Below are 23,451 nucleotides of genomic sequence, written 5' to 3'. Positions count from 1 at the left end.
CAAATGTCCATATTACTGATCGAGCCGTCAAACGAAACATCCCTGTTTCGTTTTGACTAAATTGGGCTATCCATGCCCAATTTGCCCGGTAATATGGACACTTGAGGCTAACTTTTAAAGGGGTAAAAAGGTGCGAGCTAATAGGGTTAGTGCTCTAAAGGTAGTGGGTTACTAAATTTTGAACGGGAATGCTTCTTCAGATAAGAGAGGTGCTATTGGATTTTCTGCATTCCCGCCGTCCTTGGCGTTTATGCAAAGATAACAGTAAAGCTAGAACCTCACGTTATTCGGTACACGTGGGAATGGAATCACGTCTCGAATATTGGCGACGCCTGTGACGTACGATACGCAGCGGTCGAAGCCTAAGCCGAAGCCTGCGTGAGGCACTGTGCCATAACGACGCAGGTCGCGGTACCACCAGTAATGCTCAGCCGGTAAGCCCATTTCAGCAATACGCTTATCCAGCATATCTAAGCGTTCTTCACGTTGCGCACCACCGATGATTTCACCAATGCCTGGCGCTAGAACGTCCATCGCGGCAACGGTTTTCTCGTCGTCATTTAAGCGCATGTAGAAGGCCTTAATGTCTTTCGGGTAGTTCATGACTACCGTAGGGCGGCCCACGTGTTCTTCGGCGATAAAGCGCTCGTGTTCAGACTGTAAGTCGATGCCCCATTCAACTGGGTATTCGAACTTTTTGTCTGACTTTTTCAGGATATCGATGACGTCTGTATAGTCCATGCGTTCGAACTTGTTGTCGATGACGTTGCGTAAGCGGTTGATGCACTCGCTGTCGACGCGCTGCTGGAAGAATTCCATATCGTCTTCACGCTCGTTCAATACGGCTTCGAAGACATAGCGCATCATGTCTTCTGCTAAGTCAGCGTTATCGTTCAAGTCTGCAAACGCAATTTCAGGCTCAACCATCCAGAACTCAGCCAAGTGACGGCTGGTATTGGAGTTTTCAGCGCGGAACGTTGGGCCAAAGGTATAAACTTTAGACATGGCCATGCAGTAAGCTTCCACGTTTAGCTGGCCAGATACCGTTAGGAACGACTCTGAGCCAAAGAAATCTTTGCTGTAATCAATATTGCCTTTGTCATCTTTCGGTAGGTTCATTTGATCCAGCGTGCTAACACGGAACATTTCGCCAGCGCCTTCGGCGTCAGAGGCGGTAATGATTGGTGTATGAATCCAGTTAAAGCCGTTTTTATGGAAGAAGCGGTGGATTGCCTGAGCGATGGTGTTTCGCACACGCGCCACCGCACCAGAAATATTAGTGCGAGGGCGTAGGTGAGCGTTATCACGCAAGAACTCCATGCTGTGACGCTTTGGCTGCATTGGATAAGTGTCTGGATCTTCAACCCAGCCTAGAACCTCGACGCCTGACGCCTGAATTTCAAAGGATTGGCCTTTGCCTTGCGACTCAACCAATGTGCCAGTGACTTTTACGGCACAGCCGGCGGTCAGCTTGATCACTTCAGAAGTGTAATTCTCAATAGTATTGTCGACTACGGCTTGGATAGGATTAAAACAGCTGCCATCATGCACGTTGATGAATGACAACCCAGCTTTTGAGTCGCGACGAGTGCGAACCCACCCTTGGACGGTGACTTCTTCACCAATGCCTGGTTTCCCCGCAAGGGCATCGACAATAGTTACTAACATAGTGTTAAGCTCCGTTTCGGCTTATTAAGGTAATTGTTTCGTGTTATACGTTTAAAAAAGAAGGGGTATTGTATTAGAACTTTAATTTGCCTTCCATTTTTAGGCGAAAATTGACCGCTTTTTTTTCATTATCGGTGAAGTTATGCCAATTTAAGACTTCATCAAAGGTTCTGCCACAGCCACGACAGACTTCATCGCCAAGAACGGTACTGCAAGTTCCGATACAGGGGGAGGCGGTTGGGCTACGTTTGCCTTTGGTGGTAATTGACACTGTTACTCCTAAAACTCTTTGAAAGACTCAATACAGCACTTATGTTACCGCGAGAAATTGCGTATGGCTAGTGGTAAAAGAGGCAAATTAACACCATATCTAGTTATTCCTTAAAGTAATAAGGAGCTTGATAAAATAACCTTGTCATCTGTCAAAGAGTGGGCTATCGTGCGCAAATTATATGTTTAAACGGCTAAAAGCCCATGTTTGAGTTAGATAGTAGCCAAATCGAAGATTATCGCAACGATAAGCCTGAGTATTACCGCCAATTAGCGCTCCAGTTGGAAGCTTTGTTGGGGCAGGATACCAACGCCATGACCAATATGGCGCAAACCTCTGCTTTTATTTTTCAAATGATCCCAGACTTAAATTGGGCCGGCTTTTATGTCACAAATCCTGATAAGGCTGAGCATTTGATTTTAGGTCCGTATCAGGGAAAGGTTGCTTGCGTGCACATTCCTTTTGGCCGAGGCGTTTGTGGCGCGGCTGCAACCACTCGTGAAACTCAACTGGTTAAGAATGTGCATGAGTTTGAAGGGCATATTGCCTGTGATGCTGTATCCCAAAGTGAGGTGGTGGTGCCGTTGATCGTTAATGGTGCTGTAAAAGGCGTTTTGGATATCGACAGCCCCATGGTTGATCGCTTTGATAATGATGATGCAGCTGGGTTTGAGCGCTTAGCCCAGGTTTTTCTTGAGCAAAGTGATGTTTGAGGCTTTGGCGTTTTAACCTGACTTAACTCATACAAAAAAGACGACCTCAGTCGTCTTTTTTATCGTCGTCCTTTTTTGGATCGTCTTCTTTGGGTTTTTCGTCTGAATCCGGCTTAGAAGAGTCTGCATCCGAGTTTTCTTCTTTTTCGCTTTCTGACTCGTCTTCAGGCTCTGCTTCTGGTGTAACTTTATCACCATGAGACTCTACCAATTGCTTCGCTAGCTCATTATCTTTATCAAGTCCGAGAAGTTTATCGGCTTCGCTGATGCACTCGTCATATTGACGCGAATCACACAGGATTTTAGCGCGAAGCTCGCGTGCATCAATGTAAGAACTGTCTCTGTCCAGTAAGTCTTTGAGTATGACTAGGCTCTGCTGTTTATTGCCTAAATCTGACTCAAGCTTAGCGAGAGCGAAAGCTGAGTGAAGGTTTTTTTCATCAAGCTCAAAGGCTTCAGTGTAGGCTGCTCGAGCCAGATCGTTCTGCCCAATGGCGTGGTGAGCTTGAGCTTTTAACTCAATCGCTTCAATGTCTTTCGGATGGTTTCCCAAAAGTTTATTGATGATGGAAATCGCCTCTTTGAAACGCTCAAATTTATAATTTTCAACAGCATAGATAAAGGCGACGCGGCGACTTTCAGGGTAAATATTAAAAGCGTGCTTAAGGCTATTGAAGCCAGCAATTTCTTCACCGTTATGCAGTTGTAGCTGCCCATTGATGAGATGCGCTTCGGCACTGTTTGGTAACTTCGATGCAATGGCTTCTGCGATCGTCTGTGCTTTTTTATGCTCCTCTATCATCAGTAGTCCGCGCGCGTACTCCAACTGGCTCGGCCAACCTACGACAGGATGTTGGAAAATGTCTTTGTCCAGCTTATTGAGGTACTGTTTATTTTTTTGGGTCACTGCAAGCTTTAGTCGCAAGTACTGATAAAGCTCCGCGTTATCGAAACGTTTTACTTTCTCGATATCTTCGACCAGCTCTTCGGCCTCATCGTAATCTTCATCGCTCAGTGCTTTGATTAATGCAATGAGCTGCTTTTCATCATTATTCGCTTGTTTGATACCACTAGCGACTTTATCGGCACGCTCAAGATTACCCGCTGCGAGATAGTTAATACTTTGCATTAATGCGGTTTCAACAATATCGCTGGAGCGTTTGCGGGCCTCTTTATAGCCTTCTTCGGCTTTGGCGAACATCAACTGCGAAAATAAGTAGTTAGCACGTTTTAGCGCTGGCTTGTAACGGTTTGGCGCGAGCGACACAGACTTGTGGTAGGTTTCCAAAACTTCAGCTTGTGAGTATTTTGGCAGCTCTTGTTGGGCCTCAGCCAAGTTCAGCCAGGTTGTGCTGTTGTTCGGCTGGTACTCGATAGACTTAGTGAAGCGTTTAGCGGCTTCTTCATATTGGCCAAGCTCGTAATAAGCCGTGCCAAGGTTACGATAGGATTTTGCCTTGCGGCGACCGCTGGTTGTATTGACCGCATATTTAAAGGCTTTGATCGCTTTCTCATACTCTTTAGCTTCATTCAACAGCAATCCATAATTGATGGCGCTCGCTTGGTGATGTGGAAAACGTTCGAGCTGACCTTGGTAAGCGCGGATGGCGCGCTCGGTTTTTCCATCTTTAGTTAATGCTAGCGCATAATAAAAGCCAGGGCGCTCTTTGTGACGCATGGAGGGCGGAAGCTTACCAATCAAGGTGTGAGATTTTTTATAGTCACCGTTTGAGAAGAACTGTAGCGCGGCTTTGAACAATACTTTATTTTTATCGTTTTCGCTGAAACCTTTTAGTGGATCAATACGGTGGATTCTCCACAAGACTTTTTTCGAGAAGTCGATGTCTGATAGGGCTAATACCGTATCTTTGACGGCTTTTTCGGTAATTTCACTGTGCTCGCTGTCATCTGCGGGATTGGGAGCGGGAATATCAAAACCCTCATCATCACTGCCAGAGTCAACGCTTTCGCTAGTGCTGTCATCGACATCAATTTGAATCAAAGTACCGTCGTTGATGACGTCACGTTCGTTCGTCTCAATAATTAATAAGCCGATTGTCAGTAGCAGGACGATAGCACATAACGCTGGTGCTGAAAGCCCCTTGTTATAATTAGGTGTTGTCACGTGCTGTCTCCATTTCTCCAGAAAAACCTTTGTTTTGAACGTTTTGTATTTCTAGGCCCGGACGCCCATTCACTTCGAGCACCATTGGCCCAAGCTTTTCATCAATACAAATATCCACACCAATGTAGCCAAGAGGAATTGCTTTTTGAGAATTCTCAGCTATCTGTTTGATTTTATTCCAGAATGGCACCTGGATACCGATAATATCAAAGCCAGTATCAGGGTGAGCTTTGAGCTCCTTGCCTTTAAAGCTGCATTTCGTGGTGATACCGGTTTCCGTATCGACACTCAGCCCGATCGCACCTTGATGAAGGTTCGCTTTACCATCGGATAGTTTTGTCGGTACGCGTAGCATGCAGCTGATAATTTTTTGATTGCAGAGAATCACGCGAATATCGCTCAAGCCTAGGTTGGCAATTTTTGCAATTCCATGATGCTCCACGAGTAGTGGCTCAATGTAGGCGGTATCTGGCTGGCCGTCCTGTGCGAAATTACCGGTGATAATTTCTGAAACATGGTAACGAATATCGAGTAGGCTTAAACGCTTGCCAGAGGTGGTAACGAAAGTACCATCATCATTCTTAACGATAACCAAGATACCGTTGCCCTGAGAGCCGCGATTCGGTTTGACCACAAAGCTGTTGAAGTCTCTCAGGTGCTCAACAAACTCATCCAAATTCCTAAAACTGTCGCACATGTCGAGCGTTTGCGGAACGGGAACGCCTTGTTGCAACAGTACTTTCTTGGTTTCAATTTTATCAATCGCTAACTGCAATAACTTGCGCTCATTAAGGCGGTAAACATACTCACGATTGCGTTGATTGATGCCAAGCGTATTTTTCTGCTTGTTAATGCCTTTAAACCGTAAGTGCTCTGAAATACGCAGCCCAGTCCATTGGCCAATAAAGATTTGTGCAGCCATTACCAACAATAGGGTTTCAGGGAATAGCGCGAAGAAACTTTGAAGCGTGATCGAGGAGAACGCGAGGTAACACACCGCAATCATGGCAATACTGCCCATACTGGTAATAAACAGCTCATACCAATTATTGTCCTGCGACATATTGCTTAAACGTTCAGCGATGAATGAGATAATGACTACGGGGAATAGGGTCATCATGCCCATTTGCAGCGGCGTCTGTTCACCGAGCGCCATGAAAATACCAATGAACAAGATGGTATTCAGAGTAATGATGGCGGCCAGCCTAGGGATTTTCAGCAGTTTATGTTTATCAAAATACAACTGTCCCAGCCAAGCTGTGAGGAGTACGCCAATAAAGCCAATCAAGCCCATCCAGAAGCCGGTGTAAACGCAGGCTGCGGAAACCAGCATTGGCATGAAAATACCAAAGGTTTTTATCCCAAGCACGTTTCTTGCAAATGAAATTAACAAGGCCACAAACGGGAACAGTAAGAAAATACCGGCCGTTTTGTTCTCAATGCCTAATTTTGCAAGTAGTGATGCTGCATTGAAAAATGCTCCTTCATCGTTATCGAAGCGAAGGAGTGGGGCTGCAATATGTTCACGCTTAATATCAAAAATATAGTCAAAGTTGATATTACGGGTGTGACTAAATAGCGCCTGATCGTCGATATAAAGCTCAAGGTAGTGATGTGGAATGTGTGCGAAATAGTCGTTTAGGGGATCAAAAGGAACCCAGTGTCCCTGAACATAAGCCTCTACCCACTGGTGTGAAGTTTTCTTTTTCGATGTTTCAAGAATCACACCGCCGACCAACCGAGTCGGAATACCATTAAGACGGGCTAAGGCGACGAATAATCGGCTCTTGCCGTTACAGCTGGCGCGTTTTAGCACCATGGTAGTGATGGCGTCGGTAGTGCCTTTAAACGGAGCGCCTTCAATTTCTTTATAGGTATAGTCGTGAATGGCTCGTAAGGTCGCCAATAACTTCCGTTCTTTGGGCTGAATATTCATCCAAAGCTCAAGAATTCTAGGGTCGTTAACTTGAATCACATCGGTAGCTTCAAGCCAGCGTTTTAAGTGTGGGGGGTAATCTGTCGGAATATCCAACTCAGGGTCGATATCGTACTTTTGCTCACGCGAAGAAATGATCGCGTTGTACCGAATAGGCGTGGTTGAAAATCCAGTCCAAATACCTTGGCGACCGACCAGGGATTCGTCATTGGTAAACTCAAGCGTTCCCGACTGCAATGACTCGTTGATGACTTCTTGTCGATCATTGGTCAGCGGTAAGTAGGTTCTGTTAACAATATCTTCGTTAGCAGCATCGAACGACATGGTTAATGAGTAACGGTGGAGCAGCTCTGCACCAAGTTGCTTGACGTGTGTTGGTTGCAGCCAAAAGTGTAAGCCCAGTAAGGCTAAACCCAGCAGGGTAAACCAAACGGAAGGTCGATTTAGTTTTTTTAACATATGAAAGTTAGTGTTAGTCCTAGGTCTAAACGAGCTTAAAGTCTATGAATAAGGTGTTATCGGTATTCAGACTTCTCCACAAGGTGTGGCAATTGTATAGCATTATTGCATTATCGTTGTGAAAAAGCTCACAAGTTATAAAGCGTAAAAAAAGTTAAAACTTCCCCAAAGAAACGCTAAAACGAGCTCAAAAGATGCTATGAGTGAGATTATTCTACTCTAAGTGAAATGTCTAGCTACTAGAATTTATGAGGTTGTACCATTGCCTAAACCAAGGCGATGATGGGCTTGGTTCAGGCAATGAGAATGGGACTATAATGTGAAGTTAACTGCTTTTACGACTTCAGGCGGAAGCTCTGGAAGTGATGAGCGTGGGATAAGGAACGTTGTCAGGTTAAACAGATCTCTAAAGAATCGGTTGTTCTGAGTCGTTTGCTTCAAGTAGTCGTGACCTGAAGAACCACCGGTACCAATTTTCGTTCCTAACATGCGATGGACCATCGTGGTATGACGGTAGCGCCAAGTCGTAAACTTTTCATCAATGTCTATTAGGCCCTGTAGCAACCGGAATGGCGAGTTGAGCATTGGCTGTTCGCGGTAGAGGTTGATAAAGAGGGCGCTTAGGGTTGCCTCTTGGCTTAAGCGGAAGCGGCCCTGTTGCTTAAGTTCTTCATACTTGTCTTTATCAAAAAGCGCATCAAAGTTCGCGTGAGTGTTCGATAGATCATTCAACTGGAAAGTCTTTTCTGCGTCAGTTAAGTAGTCAGCGTCTTTAATCACTTGCTCGTCGTGTTGCAGCATGTCTTCGACCGCATCTTTATATCTCTGCCAGAACTTAAAGTCACCAAACTCTAAAAACGGCATACGTTCAAGCCAATGCTCTACCGCATCAAACAAACTTGGCTGCTCTTCCAGATTCATTAAGTAATTGCGGTCTTTTTCATTAAGGCGGTTATAGAATGATTTTTTGTCGAAATTAATACGGAACTCAGACTTCAAGCCCAATAGAATTTCGATTTCTTTAAATTGAATACTCTGGAATCCAGACGCAGGGATAAGGTAGTCACGGAAGTCCAAAAAGTCCAGTGGAGTCATGGTCTCTAAAATATCGATTTGATCGACTAGGACTTCTTGGATGCGATGAATGCGCTCGATACGCAGATTAACGGTGCTTAATTTATCTTCCTCGACAGGATCTTTTGATAACACTGGCAAAATTGCGTGAATTTCATGCAAAATCTGTTTGAACCAGAGTTCATAGGCTTGGTGCACAATAATGAATAAAGTCTCATCGTGAGCTTCTGCGCCATACTTTGTACTTTCTGGATGTTGTGCGTCGAGTAATTTATCCAGTTGTAAATAATCGGCGTAGTAACAAGGTTTAACGTTCTTCTGCATAATCCACCAGCATATAATTTATTTATAAAGCATTATTCAGGGAGCTAAGCTAAAACGAGACGAGAAGGGCAGAAATTTTTAGGAGGCGTTTAGTTTGCTAAATAACGAGTCAAAATTTCTAGGGCCGACGATGTATCGTTAACGATTAGCGCCATGAAAAAAAGGAGTGGCCTCATGACCACTCCTTTCCGATTATAGACATTTCAAAAAAATAATGTCAGCAAAGATTTTAACTATTTTTAGTTAATGTGCTGTCGGTTATTTTCGTGAACTAATGTCGACATAATCACGTGCTTTTTCACCCGTGTACAACTGACGAGGACGACCGATTTTACGGCTTGATTCGCCCATCATTTCGTTCCATTGAGAGACCCAGCCGACGGTACGTGATAATGCGAAGATTACCGTAAACATATTCGTTGGGATGCCAATGGCGTCTAAGATAACGCCTGAGTAGAAGTCAACGTTAGGGTATAGCTTCTTCTCGACGAAGTACGGATCTTCAAGCGCGATTTTCTCAAGCTCAAGAGCAACCTTAAATGTTGGATCGTCGTGTTTACCCAATAGCTCAAGAACTTCGTGAGCACTTTCACGCATCACTTTCGCGCGTGGGTCGAAGTTCTTATAAACGCGGTGACCGAAGCCCATTAGACGGAACGGGTCGTTTTTGTCTTTAGCGCGCTTAACGTACTCAGGAATATTCTTTACATCGCCAATTTCACGCAGCATGTTCAAACATGCTTCGTTAGCACCGCCGTGAGCAGGGCCCCATAGGCACGCGATACCTGACGCGATAGCCGCGAATGGGTTAGCGCCTGATGAACCGGCTAGACGTACTGTTGACGTAGAGGCATTTTGCTCGTGGTCAGCGTGCAGTACAAAAATACGATCCATCGCTTTAACCAGTACAGGATCTGGCTTCCAGTTATCTTCAGAAGGCATGCTGAACATCATGTTCAAGAAGTTTTCAGCGAGGCTCATATCGTTATTTGGATAAACGAACGGGTGGCCTACTGAGTAGCGGTAGCACATTGCAGCAATCGTCGGCACTTTAGAGATTAGACGTAATGCACTGATATCACGGTGTTGTGGGTTATTAATATCCAGTGAGTCGTGATAGAAGGCTGAAAGAGCACCAACCACCGATACCATGATAGCCATTGGGTGAGCATCACGACGGAAGCCGTTAAAGAAGCTCATCATTTGTTCATGAACCATGGTGTGGTTATTAATTTTTGCGACAAATTCGTCGTACTGTTCTTTGCTTGGTAGTTCGCCATTAAGTAATAAATAGGCAACTTCTTCAAAATTTGAGTTATCCGCTAACTGTTCGATCGGATAACCGCGATAAAGTAGCTGTCCTTTGGCGCCATCAATGTATGTGATCTTTGATTCACAGGCACCAGTAGATACATAGCCCGGGTCGTAAGTGAAATAACCCGCTTTCCCTAATGCACCAACGGCAACGACGTCTTTACCTAGACTTGGTGTTAACACGTCTAGGGTGAGTTCTTCGCCATTTGGTAGGCTAAGTTTAGCTGTTTTATCCGACATATAGTCTCCTCGGGACAATAAATTGCTTACTTTTTAATCTAAAAGCTGTGTTTAAGAGTAAGAAGGCCACACATTCTACAAAATTTTGAATGAATTTCATAAATTAATTTTATGACGATTACTATTAATCCATCAGTTTTACCAATGATATGAAATTAGCGGGGGGAAATAATTGTAATCAGTGATAAGCACTTATATAATTTCGGTCTGAAATATGTATCACTGGGGAGTTCGTCAGGTAAGCCGTTTTTCTGGGTCGAACATACATTAAAGCAGTTGTAGATATCCTGGCGAAAGCATAAACTCATGCCTTCTTCGACCAAGGCAATAATTTTGTAAGATACTTGTGATTAAAAAGAGACCTAAAAACTTAGACCTTACAACGGTAAGGTTTCCTGTGCCTGCAATATCATCAATCTTGCATCGTATTACAGGTGTTGTTCTATTCATCGCTGTACCTATCCTTTTATGGATGCTGCAGAAGTCGTTTGATAGCGCTGGTTATGCTGAGCTTCAGGCGATGTTCACTGAATCATTCCTCTGGCAATTCATCCTTTGGGCAATCTTAACGTCAGTTGCCTTCCACGTTATCGCAGGTGTACGCCACTTGTTGATGGATTTGGGGATTGGTGAGACGCTTAAAGGAGGCCGTCGAGGCGCTTGGAGTGTTTTAGTCCTTTCAGCAATTGCAGCAGTATTATTAGGAGTTTGGGTATGGTAACTACCGTCACTAGTTTAGGCCGTTCAGGCTTACACGATTGGGTGTTGCAACGCCTTTCTGCGGTAATCATGTTGGCCTACGTTCTTTACCTAGGCTATTTCTTTGCAACAACACCAGAAATTACGTTCACCGCTTGGCAGGGTTTGTTCGCCAGCACTTTTATGAAAGTGTTTTCGTTCTTAACGTTACTGTCAGTGGTTATTCACGCTTGGATCGGTTTGTGGATCGTATCGACCGATTATATGCCTAAAGTGGGCATTCGTATCGCCTTCCAAGCGATTGTTATTGTGATTTGTCTTTCACTGATTGTGTGGGGCATCCAGATATTGTGGAGCTTATAAAGCATGTCTATACCTACGTACACTTTTGATGCCGTAATTGTAGGGGGCGGTGGCGCTGGTATGCGTGCCTCGCTACAACTTGCTAAAAGCGGCCAGAAAGTAGCATTGATTTCAAAAGTATTCCCAACCCGTTCGCACACGGTATCGGCGCAAGGCGGTATTACTGTTGCGTTGGGTAACTCACATCCAGACGACTGGCGCTGGCATATGTTTGATACCGTTAAAGGGTCGGACTATATTGGTGACCAAGATGCGATTGAGTACATGTGTGAAAATGGTCCAGCAGCGGTTTATGAGCTGGAGCACATGGGCTTGCCGTTCTCACGTTTGGATAATGGTAAAATTTACCAACGTCCTTTCGGTGGTCAATCGAAAGAGTTCGGTGGCGAGCAGGCTGCGCGTACTGCGGCAGCGGCTGACCGTACCGGCCACGCCTTATTGCACACGCTTTACCAAGCAAACTTAGCGGCACAAACGCAATTCTTCAACGAATGGTACGCGATGGACATCGTTCGTAATGAAGAGGGTGATGTGTGTGGTGTTACTGCTATGTCGATTGAAACAGGGGAAGTTGCCTTGTTTAAATCACGTGCAACCGTATTCGCGACGGGCGGCTCAGGGCGTATTTATGCCTCGACAACGAACGCTTTAATCAATACTGGTGACGGTGTTGGTATGGCGCTTCGTGCAAAACTTCCAGTACAAGACATCGAAATGTGGCAGTTCCACCCAACGGGTATTGCTGGCGCCGGTGTATTGGTGACAGAAGGTTGTCGTGGTGAAGGTGGCTATCTGATCAATAAAGATGGCGAGCGTTTTATGGAGCGTTATGCACCAAACGCGAAAGATTTGGCGTCGCGTGACGTTGTTGCCCGCTCAATGATGAAAGAAATTCTAGCTGGCCGTGGTGCTGGCGAAGAGGGCGATCACGTATTCTTGAAACTGGATCACTTGGGTGAAGAAGTTTTAGGCAAGCGTTTGCCGGGTATTAGCGAGCTAGCGAAAATTTTCGCACACGTTGATCCTGCGAAAGATCCGATTCCAGTGGTTCCAACCTGTCACTACATGATGGGCGGTATTCCTACGAACAAATTCGGCCAAGTGATTGACCGTAATCCAAACGGCGAAGAGAAAGTGGTTAAAGGTTTCTACGCGGTGGGCGAGGTTGCTTGTGTATCTGTACACGGTGCAAACCGCTTGGGTGGTAATTCACTGCTTGATTTGGTGGTATTTGGCCGTGCTGCAGGCTTACACCTTGAAGAGTCTTTACGTGAAGGCTTACCTTTCTCAGACTTTAATGAATCTGACGCAGAGCGCTCAATGGCTCGTTATAACCGTTGGGAAGAGTCGAATGAGGGTGAAGATGTAGCGCAATTGCGTAAAGAACTACAGCAAACGATGCAAAATCACTTCGGTGTATTCCGTACTGGTGACTTGATGAAAGAAGGTCTTGAGAAAGTTAAGAAACTTCGTGAGCGCCTGAAAAATGCTGTATTAAAAGATAAGTCACAAGGCTTTAATACGGAGCGTGTTGAGTGTCTTGAACTTGAGAACTTGATGGAAGTTGCTTACGCAACAGCGATGGCAGCAGAATACCGTACCGAAAGTCGTGGTGCTCACAGCCGCGAAGATTTCCCAGATCGTGATGATGAAAACTGGCTGGTTCACTCAGTGTACTACCCAGCAACTGAAGAAATGGGTACTCGTGACGTTAATATGCACCCTGAAAAAGTTGATGCTTTCCCACCGAAAGCGCGTACTTACTAATTGCTAACGAAGAGTCCGTAACGAAGAGACTGCGGAGTTAAAAAATATGAAGTTTAAAATTTATCGCTACAACCCTGAAACCGATAAAAAGCCTTACATGCAGGAGTTCGATCTCGACATTCCTGAAGGTTCGGACAAAATGCTATTGGATGTGTTGGTTGATCTTAAAGAGCAAGATCCAACCTTATCATTCCGTCGTTCGTGCCGTGAGGGTGTTTGTGGTTCAGATGGTATGAGCATCAATGGTAAGAATGGCTTGGCGTGTATTACCTCGATTTCAAGCTTGAAATCGCCGGTAGTTATTCGCCCACTACCTGGCTTACCTGTGATTCGTGATCTAGTGGTCGATATGGCTCAGTTCTATAAGCAGTATGAGAAAATTAAGCCATACTTGATTGCCGATACAGAAACGCCAGCTAAAGAGCGCTTACAGTCTCCTGAAGACCGTGAAAAGCTTGATGGCTTGTATGAGTGCATCCTTTGCGCTTGTTGTTCAACGTCTTGCCCATCGTTCTGGTGGAATCCAGATAAGTTCGTTGGCCCAGCGGGTCTATTACAGGCGTATCGTTTCTTGACGGATAGCCGTGATACTCATACTGAAGAGCGCTTGAACGATTTAGATGACGCTTACAGCGTATTCCGTTGTCGTGGCATCATGAACTGTGTTGACGTTTGTCCAAAAGGACTGAACCCAACAAAAGCGATTGGTCATATCCGTTCTATGCTACTGAAAAGTGGTGTATAATCCACGGTACTGAATTAGTAGTATCTGATAGTGATTAATCAAAACGTTGATAAGGTTGCTTTATTTATAACAAAATAAACAACGCATGAATCGCAACTTGGGGTCTGTTGTATTCTTAAAAGACATTCCTGTTGTTCACAAAATCTTGTCAATCGAGGCATTAGCGAGTGTAAATTTGGTGTTCCAAATAAGCGAGCTATAACAAAGAGTGACGAGATTTTGTGTCAACCCAGCGGGCAGGGCTACTTTTTCATCTGACAGTGTTATCGGTCGTTTTAATAGATGACTATTAATAACTCCCTTTGCCTTGTCAGTTAAAAAAAAATAGTCTCTGCAGGAAAGCCTTTTAAGAATGCAACAGACCCCAGGGTAACCCTTTGTAAATTAAAAGGGTCTTACTGTGTTAAGAGTTGCGATTTTTGGTTATCATAGCGAAACAAATACCGAGAAGTGGTGTTAAATTACAATGAAAAACGGCTTAGAGGCAATGTTTGACAGTGCCTACCTTTCGGGAGGTAGCGCGGCCTATTTAGAAGAACTTTACGAACAGTATCTTGAAGATCCTCAGTCAGTCGATGCCGAATGGCGTGCAAAATTTGATGAATATGAAAAGGTTAGCGATAAACAAGAAGTTGCGCATAGCGACATTCGCGAGCATTTTCGTCAGATTGGTATAAACCGTCAAAAATTAGCATTCAGCCAAGGTGGCGGTAGTGCAACTGCTGATCCTAAGCAAGTCAAAGTCCTTCATCTTATTGAGTCTTACCGCGCACGCGGTCACCACCATGCCAATATCGATCCTTTAGGGTTATGGAAGCATCCTTATCCAACCGACTTAAGTCTTGAAGCTTATGATTTGGGTGATGTAGATCCAAATAAAAAATTCCATGTTGGCAATCTCGCGGGCCCAGAACAACAGTCGCTTAAAGAGATTGTAGAGCGTCTAAAGTCAACTTATTGCAACTCCATTGGCGCTGAGTTCCTTCATATCAATGATCTGGAAGAACGCCGTTGGATTCAAGAAAAGCTAGAATCAGCATCGTCATCCCATGATTTTCGCGATGAAACTAAGAAAAAGACACTTGAAGGTTTAACCGCTGCAGAAGGTCTAGAAAAGTATTTAGGTTCTAAGTTCCCAGGCGCAAAGCGTTTCTCACTGGAAGGGGGCGACAGCCTTATTCCGATGATGCGGGACTTCATCAACCAAGCTGGTGCTAAAGGCACTAAAGAGATCGTTATCGGCATGGCCCACCGTGGGCGTTTGAATATGCTGGTTAACGTGATGGGCAAAAAACCAGAAGTTTTATTTGATGAATTTGCTGGTAAAAATGCCGTGGTTGAAGAAGGTAACTCTGGCGATGTTAAGTATCATATGGGTTACTCCAGTGATGTTGAAACTGACGGTGGCCCTGTCCACTTAGCGCTAGCGTTTAACCCATCACACCTTGAAATCGTGAGCCCAGTTGTCATTGGTTCGGTGCGTGCGCGTCAAGAGCGTCGTAACGACACGAACTGTGAACAGGTGGTTCCGGTTCTGATACATGGTGACTCAGCAGTGACCGGCCAAGGCGTTGTCATGGAGCTCTTCAACATGTCTCAAGCCCGTGGTTTCTATATCGGTGGCTCAGTGCATGTGGTTATTAATAACCAAGTTGGCTTCACAACGTCAAAACTGGCTGATACTCGTTCTACAGCTTACTGTACGGACGTTGCTAAGATGGTTGAAGCGCCAGTATTCCACGTCAATGGTGATGATCCTGAGGCCGTTTTATACGTCACTCGCTTAGCACTGGAATTCCGTAACAAGTTTAAGAAAGACGTGGTGATTGATTTAGTCTGTTACCGCCGTCACGGCCATAATGAGGCTGATGAGCCAAACGCAACTCAGCCAATGATGTATCAAAAAATTAAAAAGCACCCAACGCCTCGCAAGATTTATGAAGACAAGTTGATCGAAGCAAAGACTATCTCTCAAGATGAAGCGAAGACGTTTGTTGATGATTATCGTGACCTTTTAGATAAAGGTGACTCGGTGGTGCTTAATCGTATTCCGACCCATAAAAACGAATACAGCGTAGATTGGTCAACCTTTGAAGGTCAGTCTTGGCAGTCTCCAGCGGATACCTCAATCAAAAAGGCGAAGTTTAACAAGTTAGCCGAACGCATCTGCGACTACCCGGAAGACCTGCCGCTACAACGCCAAGTTAAGAAAATCATGGCGTCTCGTAAAGAGATGGCGAAAGGTGATTCCAAAATGGATTGGGGTTTTGCTGAAACTTTAGCGTACGCAACTTTGCTTGATGAAGGCTTTGAAGTTCGTATTTGTGGCCAAGACAGCGGCCGCGGAACCTTCTTCCACCGTCATGCGGTATTGCACGATCAAGATGACGCCGAAGTGTATATCCCTCTCCAAAACATCAAAGACGATCAGCCGCGTTTTACTGTGATTGACTCAGTGCTTTCAGAAGAAGCGGTCATGGCCTTTGAGTACGGTTATTCAACCAATGAACCGAATTCCATGGTGATTTGGGAGGCGCAGTTTGGTGATTTTGCCAACGGAGCCCAGGTCGTGATTGACCAGTTTATTAGCTCGGGCGAGCAAAAGTGGGGCCGTTTATCAGGCTTAACTTTATTCTTACCGCATGGTTACGAAGGTCAAGGGCCAGAGCACAGTTCGGCGCGTTTAGAGCGCTTCTTGCAGCTGTCGGCTGAACAAAATATGCAGGTTGTTGTGCCATCAACTCCAGCCCAAGCCTTCCACATGATTCGTCGTCAAATGGTGCGTGATATGCGTAAGCCATTGATTGTGATGACACCGAAGAGCTTATTACGTCATCGTGACGCGGTTTCGAGCATCGAAGAGCTGACCAATGGTCAGTTCCAAAATGCGATTGATGAAATCGATAAAATCGTTAAAAAGAAAGTGGCGCGGGTAGTCATGTGCTCTGGTAAGGTCTATTATGACCTGTTGAAGAAGCGTCGTGAAGAGAAGTTAGAGCATGTAGCGATTATTCGTATCGAACAGCTGTATCCGTTCCCGCATGACGAAGTGAAGAAGATTTTGAACTCATACAAAAATGCGAATACATTTGTATGGTGTCAAGAAGAGCCTCAGAATCAGGGCGCTTGGTACTGTAGTCGCCATAACTTAGATGACGCTGTACCCAATAAAGAGCCGGTTGTTTTTGCAGGCCGAGCTGCCTCAGCTGCACCAGCAGTCGGTTATGCCAGCATTCATAACGAGCAGCAAGCAAGATTAGTAAACGATGCCTTAGGTCTGGATTAAAGATTGAAGGCATTGAGAAACAGTATTTAAAATTAAATTAAGGTAAAAAAGGTTATAACATGGCTATCGAAATTAAAGTTCCTGTGTTGCCTGAATCAGTAGCGGATGCAACGATTGCTACTTGGCACGTCAAGCCAGGTGAAGCAGTATCTCGTGATCAGAACTTGGTCGATATTGAGACTGATAAAGTGGTTTTAGAAGTGGTTGCGCCAGAAGATGGTGCGATTTCTGAAATCTTGAAAGAAGAAGGTGATACGGTTCTTCAAGAAGAAGCGATTGCTAAATTTGAAGCTGGTGCTGGTGGCGACGCTGGGTCTGACTCTGAATCAAAAGAAGACGCTTCGGGCGATAAGAAAGAGTCTAAGCCTGAAGAGAAAACTGAAGACAAACCTGCAGAGCCTTCAAAAGAGAACGATGCTTTATCACCAGCGGTTCGACGTTTAGTTGCTGAGCATAACCTTAATCCTGCCGATATTCCCGCAACAGGCAAAGGCGGACGTCTTACTAAAGAAGATGTTGAGAAGTTTGTTAAAGACGGTGGCAAAAAATCTGCACCCGCAGCGAAGAGCTCTTCTGATGCGACAGCCTCGAATCAAGGCGTCTCAGCAGGCTTGCGTGAAGAAAAGCGTGTGCCAATGACTCGTTTGCGCAAGATGATTGCTACTCGCTTAGTCGAAGCGCAACAAAATGCAGCGTTACTAACAACGTTCAACGACATCAACATGAAAGAAGTGGTTGAATTGCGTGCGCGCTACAAAGAACAGTTTGAGAAAGTTCATGAAACTCGTTTGGGCTTCATGTCTTTCTTCGTAAAAGCAACGGTCGAAGCTTTGAAACGTTACCCTGCGGTAAACGCTTCAATTGATGGTGACGACATTGTTTATCATGGTTACTACGATATCGGCGTCGCCGTATCTTCACCTCGCGGCTTGGTGGTTCCAGTGTTGCGTGATGCAGATACGATGAGCTTGGCGGATATCGAAGCTAAGATTCGTGAGTTCGGTCAAAAGGCTCGCGATAACAAATTGACTGTCGAAGAGATGACAGGCGGCACCTTTACTATCTCGAACGGTGGTGTCTTTGGCTCGCTTATGGCAACGCCAATTATTAACCCACCGCAAAGTGGTATTTTAGGTATGAACCGTATGGAAGATCGTCCAGTTGTGATTGATGGTGAAATCGTTATTCGCCCAATGATGAATGTTGCGCTTTCATATGATCATCGAATTATTGATGGTCGTGAATCAGTTGGCTTCTTGAAAACGATTAAAGAGTTTATTGAAGATCCAGCTCGCATCTTATTGGATGTTTAATCTATAAGTATCAAGTACAGCCGGATAGTTACTATCCGGCTTTTGTCTTTTTAATTAACGTGAAATTAGGAACATCAAAATGAACCTACACGAGTATCAAGGTAAACAATTATTCCGTGAATACGGTTTACCAGTATCTGAAGGTTATGCAGTTGATAACCCTCAGTCAGCTTTTGAAGCTGCGGGCCAAATCGGCGGTGACATGTGGGTGGTTAAAGCTCAGGTGCACGCAGGTGGTCGTGGTAAAGCAGGCGGTGTAAAACTAGTTAAAACTAAAGATGAAGTGAAAGAGTTTGCTAAACAATGGTTAGGTAAGAACTTGGTGACTTACCAAACTGACGAAAACGGTCAGCCAGTGAGCAAAATCTTAGTGGAATCTTGCACAGATATCGCTCAAGAGTTGTACTTGGGCGCTGTTATCGATCGTTCATCACGTCGGGTTGTCTTTATGGCTTCGACAGAAGGTGGTGTCGAGATTGAGAAAGTTGCTGAGGAAACGCCTGAAAAAATTCTTAAAGCAACGATTGATCCATTAGTAGGGCCACAGCCTTATCAAGGGCGTGAGTTAGCTTTTAAACTTGGTCTAGAAGGCAAACAAGTTAAGCAATTCACACATATCTTTATTCAGTTAGCCAAAATGTTTACTGAAAAAGACTTGGCGCTTCTAGAGATTAACCCTTTAGTCATCAAAGATGACGGCGACTTGCACTGTTTAGACGCAAAGATCAATATTGATGGCAATGCCCTGTACCGTCAAAACAATCTCTCTGAAATGCACGATCCGTCGCAAGAAGACGAGCGTGAAGCGCACGCAGCTAAGTTTGAGCTGAACTATGTTGCTCTCGACGGCAACATCGGTTGTATGGTTAATGGCGCGGGCCTAGCGATGGGAACAATGGACATCATCAAGTTACACGGTGGTGAGCCAGCGAACTTCCTAGACGTAGGCGGTGGTGCAACAAAAGAGCGCGTGACTGAAGCATTTAAAATCATTCTTTCTGACGATAATGTAAAAGCAGTTTTAGTCAATATCTTCGGCGGTATCGTTCGTTGTGATTTGATTGCAGAAGGTATTATCGGTGCTGTAAAAGAAGTCGGCATTGAAGATCCGGTTGTCGTTCGTTTAGAAGGTAACAATGCTGAGCTTGGCACAAAAGTTCTTGCAGAGTCAGGTTTAAACATTATCGCAGCAGAAAGCTTAACTGACGCAGCGAAAAAAGTTGTTGCTGCAGCGGAGGGCAAATAATGAGTATTCTATTAAATAAAGACACAAAAGTTATTTGTCAGGGTATTACTGGTTCACAAGGCACATTCCACACTGAACAAGCGATGGAGTATGGCACTAACATGGTTGGTGGTGTGACACCTGGCAAAGGTGGCCAAACGCATTTAGGCTTGCCAGTATTTAACACAGTTGCTGAAGCGGTTGAAAAAACAGGCGCAGAAGCATCGGTTATTTACGTTCCAGCCCCTTTCTGTAAAGACTCTATCTTAGAAGCTGCTAATGCAGGCATTAAGTTAGTTATCTGTATTACAGAAGGTATTCCAACGCTTGATATGTTGGATGCAAAAATTGTGTGTGACCGTCTAGGTGTTCGCCTAATCGGCCCTAACTGTCCTGGTGTTATTACTCCGGGTGAAAGTAAAATCGGTATTATGCCGGGTCATATCCACAAGCCAGGGAAAGTGGGTATCGTTTCTCGTTCAGGTACTTTGACTTATGAAGCGGTTAAGCAAACCACTGACTTTGGTTTCGGTCAATCAACCTGCGTCGGTATCGGTGGTGATCCAATTCCTGGCTCAAACTTCATCGACATTCTTGAAATGTTCGAGAAAGATCCAGCGACTGAGGCGATTGTCATGATCGGTGAAATTGGTGGTTCTGCCGAAGAAGAAGCAGCGGCTTACATCAAAGAAAATGTCACTAAGCCTGTCGTTTCTTACATTGCTGGTGTTACAGCGCCTCCAGGTAAGCGCATGGGGCATGCTGGTGCGATTATTGCTGGTGGTAAAGGTACAGCGGCTGAAAAGTTTGCTGCGCTTGAAGATGCTGGTGTAAAAACCGTACGTTCATTAGCTGATATTGGTTCAGCCATGAAAGAGATTACTGGTTGGTAATACTAGTTGTAATTTCTTGTTAAAAAGAAAACCGGAAACGCCTTAGTTTCCGGTTTTTTTATGGCTAAGATTTTTTAAGTCGTTGATTTCTGACTTCTTGTCATATTTATTAACATTTAGTACCTATACTGTTACATAGGTTTATAAGATACTCGGCTTTGCTATTGGCAGCGCGCAGTTACGCGGCCAAAAGATTTGTACAATACATTAACACTCACCCACAACGGGATATTAAGTAGAGGGATATCTATGGCTCTAACATTTAAAAAAACGTTTCTAGCAATCGCCTTAGCAACAGGCGTTGGAACAGCCTATGCCAAGCTTCCTGAAGGCGTTGAAAAAGTCACTTCTGTCGAAGGAATTACGGAGTACCGTTTGGATAACGGGCTTCAAGTTTTATTGTTTCCAGACAAAAGCCAAGAAACAGTCACTGTTAATATTACGTATCACGTAGGTTCAAAGCATGAAAACTACGGTGAAACGGGCATGGCTCACTTGCTAGAGCACTTAGTGTTCAAGGGCACGCCAGACCACAAAGATATTCCTAAAGAGTTAACCGACCATGGTGCTGAACCAAACGGCACGACCTGGTATGACAGAACCAACTATTATGAAACAGTTACGGCTACGCCAGAAAACATTGCTTGGGCGCTAGATTTAGAAGCGGATCGAATGATTAACTCATTCATCGCAAAGAAAGATTTAGATAGCGAGATGACGGTTGTTCGTAACGAACTTGAAAGTGGTGAGAACAATCCTATTCGAGTATTGTTGCAACGTTTAATGTCGACCGCTTATGACTGGCACAACTATGGTAAGTCAACGATTGGTGCTCGTTCGGATCTCGAAAATGTTGATATTAGCAACTTACAGGCTTTTTATCGTAAGTATTACCAGCCAGATAACGCGACCTTGATTGTCTCTGGAAAAATTGATGAAGAGCAGATCATTAAGCAAATTGAAGAAGAGTTTGGCGACATTCCGAAACCAAAACGTGTCATTCCTGAGCTTTACACGGAAGAGCCGATTCAAGACGGCGAGCGTCGAGTAGTGATTCGTCGTCCAGGTGACGTCCAAATGGTTGGCGCTTTATACAAAACGCCTGCGGGTCCTTCTGAAAAGTTTGCGGCAACACAAATTTTGACTCAGATCTTAGGCGATAGCGAAACAGGTCGCTTGCATGACTCTCTTGTCAAAAAAGGTTTAGCGGCATCATCATTTGGTTTCCCATTCCAGTTAGGCGAGCCCGGCGCATTGTTGTTTGTGGCTCAAGTGGGAAAAGACAAAGACATTCAAAAAACAGAAGAAGCTTTTTTAGACGCGCTTGAAGGTATCAAAAGCAAGCCGATTACTGACGAAGAAGTCAGTCGTGCCAAAGCAAAAATCTTAAAAGGAATAGAGTTAAGCTTTAATTCGTCGCAAGGTATTGCGTTGCAGCTTACCGAGTGGGTCGGCATGGGTGATTGGCGTTTACTGTTCTTAAATCGTGATCGCTTAGAAAAAGTTACAGCAGCCGATGTTCAAGCCGCCGCAGAAGAGTACTTGGTTAATGATAACCGAACGCTTGGATTGTTCTTGCCAGAACAGTCGCCTGATCGCGCTGATTCAATTGCCCGACTTGACGCGGAAGACGTTAAAGCAATGTTAAAGGGTTATAAGGGACGTGAGGCTGTTGCTCAAGGTGAAGACTTTGACCCATCGCAAGACAACATTGATTCAAGAACGACTGTCTCGACGTTATCTAACGGCGCTAAAGTGATTTATTTGCCAAAGAAAACACGAGGCGAGTCCGTTGTAGCAACGGTGCAGCTAGACTTGGGTAATCTAGAAGACCTAAGAAATAGCGGTGTCATTCCTTCGCTAACAGCGGGAATGCTAGAGCGCGGCACAACAGAACATAATCGTAAAGAGTTGCAGTCCGAGTTCGATCGTTTGAAAGCTAACGTGAGCATCCAAGGTGGTACTACTCAGGTAACTGCTAAGGTAGAAACGACCAAAGAAAACTTGAATGAGGTTATTCAGTTATTGGAAGAAGTGTTCAAGAAGCCATCATTTGATGCAAAAGAGTTGGAAGTGCTTAAGCGTGAGCGAATTGTAGCGTTAGAGCAGCAGAAGCAACAACCTACATCCAAAGTGTTCACGGAGCTTGGGCGTCATATGAATACTTACGACCCATCGCATCCATTGTATGCAATGAGTATTGATGAGCAGATAGCCGCTATTAAAGACGTTAAGCCGGAACAGTTAAAGACATTCCATGATAACTTCCTAGGTGCTCAAGCAGCAGATATTGCGGTAGTTGGTGACTTTGATAAAGACGCTGTACAGACGGCTTTAGAAAAAACATTGGGCGAGTGGAACTCAAAAGTTGATTATCAACGTATTGAAACGTCAGCGTCAGATGTTGAGTCAGTAAACCGTTTCATTAACACACCGGATAAAGCGGGTGCCGCTTTCGGCGCAATGACTCAACTACCGCTTAGTGACAGTCACCCTGATTACCCAGCCTTAGTTGTGGCCAATCAAATTTTTGGTGGCGGTTTCTTGAACAGTCGTTTAGCAACTCGTTTACGCCAAAAAGATGGTTTAAGTTATGGTGCGGGTTCATTCTTTAGTGCGAGCTCATATGACGATAAAGCGACGTTTGGTGCTTATGCAATTTGTGCGCCTGAAAACTTAGCGAAAGTTGAGGTTGGCTTTAAAGAAGAGTTTGAGAAGGTGATCGAAAATGGCTTTACGCAAGAAGAGTTAGATGCTGCTGTAAAAGGTATGCTTCAAAACCGCCGTATCGACAGAGCGAAAGATAATCGCTTGGTTGGAACACTTGCTGGAAACCTTGATTTACAGCGCTCAATGACTTGGGATAAAGAGCTTGAGCAGAAGCTTGAATCTCTAACTGTTGAGGACGTTAATGACGCTTTCCGTGAACACTTAAGCTTAGATAAGATCTCTATTATCAAAGCAGGTGATAAAGCGAAAGCTGAGTAATCCGAAGACCAGAAAAAGCCGCGACTTGTAAGCAAGATCGCGGCTTTT

The 23,451-nt window shown here is 44.7% G+C and carries 16 protein-coding genes; 10 read left to right on the top strand and 6 right to left on the bottom strand.

The features are described from left to right. Nucleotides 1-270: 270 nt before the first annotated feature. Nucleotides 271-1,668: an asparagine--tRNA ligase gene (gene asnS / locus ABD943_RS01615; protein WP_345291451.1), complete on the bottom strand. Its 1,398-nt coding sequence runs from the start codon at nt 1,666-1,668 to the stop codon at nt 271-273. A gap of 73 nt (nt 1,669-1,741) precedes the next feature. After that, nucleotides 1,742-1,939: a DUF1289 domain-containing protein gene (locus tag ABD943_RS01610; RefSeq protein WP_223579611.1), complete on the bottom strand. Its 198-nt coding sequence runs from the start codon at nt 1,937-1,939 to the stop codon at nt 1,742-1,744. Nucleotides 1,940-2,142: 203 nt separating this feature from the next. Between ABD943_RS01610 and ABD943_RS01605 the strand changes: the two genes are divergently transcribed. Then, a complete protein-coding gene (locus ABD943_RS01605) occupies nt 2,143-2,652 on the top strand; it encodes a GAF domain-containing protein (RefSeq protein ID WP_345291450.1) in 510 nt (169 codons plus the stop codon). 46 nt (nt 2,653-2,698) lie between these two features. On the opposite strand, the gene ABD943_RS01600 is transcribed toward ABD943_RS01605, so the two are convergent. The 4 genes from ABD943_RS01600 to gltA form a co-directional block, all read right to left on the bottom strand. Then, the gene (locus ABD943_RS01600) at nt 2,699-4,777 is read right to left on the bottom strand and encodes a tetratricopeptide repeat protein (RefSeq protein ID WP_345291449.1); all 2,079 of its coding nucleotides are present in this window, start codon (nt 4,775-4,777) and stop codon (nt 2,699-2,701) included. Beyond that, nucleotides 4,764-7,172 (bottom strand): sugar-transfer associated ATP-grasp domain-containing protein, encoded by a 2,409-nt coding sequence (locus ABD943_RS01595; RefSeq protein ID WP_345291448.1) that lies wholly within the window; start codon nt 7,170-7,172, stop codon nt 4,764-4,766. The genes ABD943_RS01600 and ABD943_RS01595 overlap by 14 nt, the downstream gene beginning before the upstream one ends. Before the next feature lie 312 nt (nt 7,173-7,484). Next, a complete protein-coding gene (locus ABD943_RS01590) occupies nt 7,485-8,570 on the bottom strand; it encodes a tryptophan 2,3-dioxygenase family protein (RefSeq protein ID WP_345291447.1) in 1,086 nt (361 codons plus the stop codon). Nucleotides 8,571-8,828: 258 nt separating this feature from the next. Then, nucleotides 8,829-10,124, bottom strand: a complete 1,296-nt coding sequence (gene gltA / locus ABD943_RS01585) for a citrate synthase (protein WP_345291446.1) — start codon at nt 10,122-10,124, stop codon at nt 8,829-8,831. A gap of 346 nt (nt 10,125-10,470) precedes the next feature. Here gltA and sdhC point away from each other — a divergent pair, with 346 nt between their 5' ends. From sdhC to ABD943_RS01540, 9 genes are all read left to right on the top strand, one after another. Further along, nucleotides 10,471-10,845: a succinate dehydrogenase, cytochrome b556 subunit gene (gene sdhC / locus ABD943_RS01580; RefSeq protein WP_345291445.1), complete on the top strand. Its 375-nt coding sequence runs from the start codon at nt 10,471-10,473 to the stop codon at nt 10,843-10,845. Further along, complete coding sequence (sdhD, locus tag ABD943_RS01575; protein ID WP_345291444.1) at nt 10,839-11,186, top strand: succinate dehydrogenase, hydrophobic membrane anchor protein; 348 nt, start codon at nt 10,839-10,841, stop codon at nt 11,184-11,186. Before sdhC ends, sdhD begins: the two co-directional genes overlap by 7 nt. A gap of 3 nt (nt 11,187-11,189) precedes the next feature. Continuing rightward, entirely contained in the window at nt 11,190-12,953 is a 1,764-nt protein-coding gene (gene sdhA, locus ABD943_RS01570) for a succinate dehydrogenase flavoprotein subunit (protein WP_345291443.1), read from the top strand. 46 nt (nt 12,954-12,999) lie between these two features. Further along, entirely contained in the window at nt 13,000-13,698 is a 699-nt protein-coding gene (locus ABD943_RS01565) for a succinate dehydrogenase iron-sulfur subunit (protein WP_345291442.1), read from the top strand. A gap of 466 nt (nt 13,699-14,164) precedes the next feature. After that, nucleotides 14,165-16,984: a 2-oxoglutarate dehydrogenase E1 component gene (locus tag ABD943_RS01560; RefSeq protein ID WP_345291441.1), complete on the top strand. Its 2,820-nt coding sequence runs from the start codon at nt 14,165-14,167 to the stop codon at nt 16,982-16,984. Between the two features lie 59 nt (nt 16,985-17,043). Beyond that, on the top strand, nt 17,044-18,297 hold the full coding sequence (gene odhB / locus ABD943_RS01555; RefSeq protein ID WP_345291440.1) for a 2-oxoglutarate dehydrogenase complex dihydrolipoyllysine-residue succinyltransferase: 1,254 nt from the start codon (nt 17,044-17,046) through the stop codon (nt 18,295-18,297). 79 nt (nt 18,298-18,376) lie between these two features. Next, complete coding sequence (sucC, locus tag ABD943_RS01550; protein ID WP_345291439.1) at nt 18,377-19,543, top strand: ADP-forming succinate--CoA ligase subunit beta; 1,167 nt, start codon at nt 18,377-18,379, stop codon at nt 19,541-19,543. Then, a complete protein-coding gene (sucD, locus tag ABD943_RS01545; protein WP_345291438.1) occupies nt 19,543-20,415 on the top strand; it encodes a succinate--CoA ligase subunit alpha in 873 nt (290 codons plus the stop codon). The genes sucC and sucD overlap by 1 nt, the downstream gene beginning before the upstream one ends. A gap of 249 nt (nt 20,416-20,664) precedes the next feature. Continuing rightward, the gene (locus ABD943_RS01540; RefSeq protein ID WP_345291437.1) at nt 20,665-23,403 is read left to right on the top strand and encodes a M16 family metallopeptidase; all 2,739 of its coding nucleotides are present in this window, start codon (nt 20,665-20,667) and stop codon (nt 23,401-23,403) included. Nucleotides 23,404-23,451 lie beyond the last annotated feature (48 nt).

The organism is Kangiella marina (assembly GCF_039541235.1).
Lineage (GTDB): Bacteria > Pseudomonadota > Gammaproteobacteria > Enterobacterales > Kangiellaceae > Kangiella > Kangiella marina.
The sequence above is the reverse complement of the archived record's forward strand: the minus strand, read 5'-3'. Positions and strand labels throughout refer to the sequence as shown.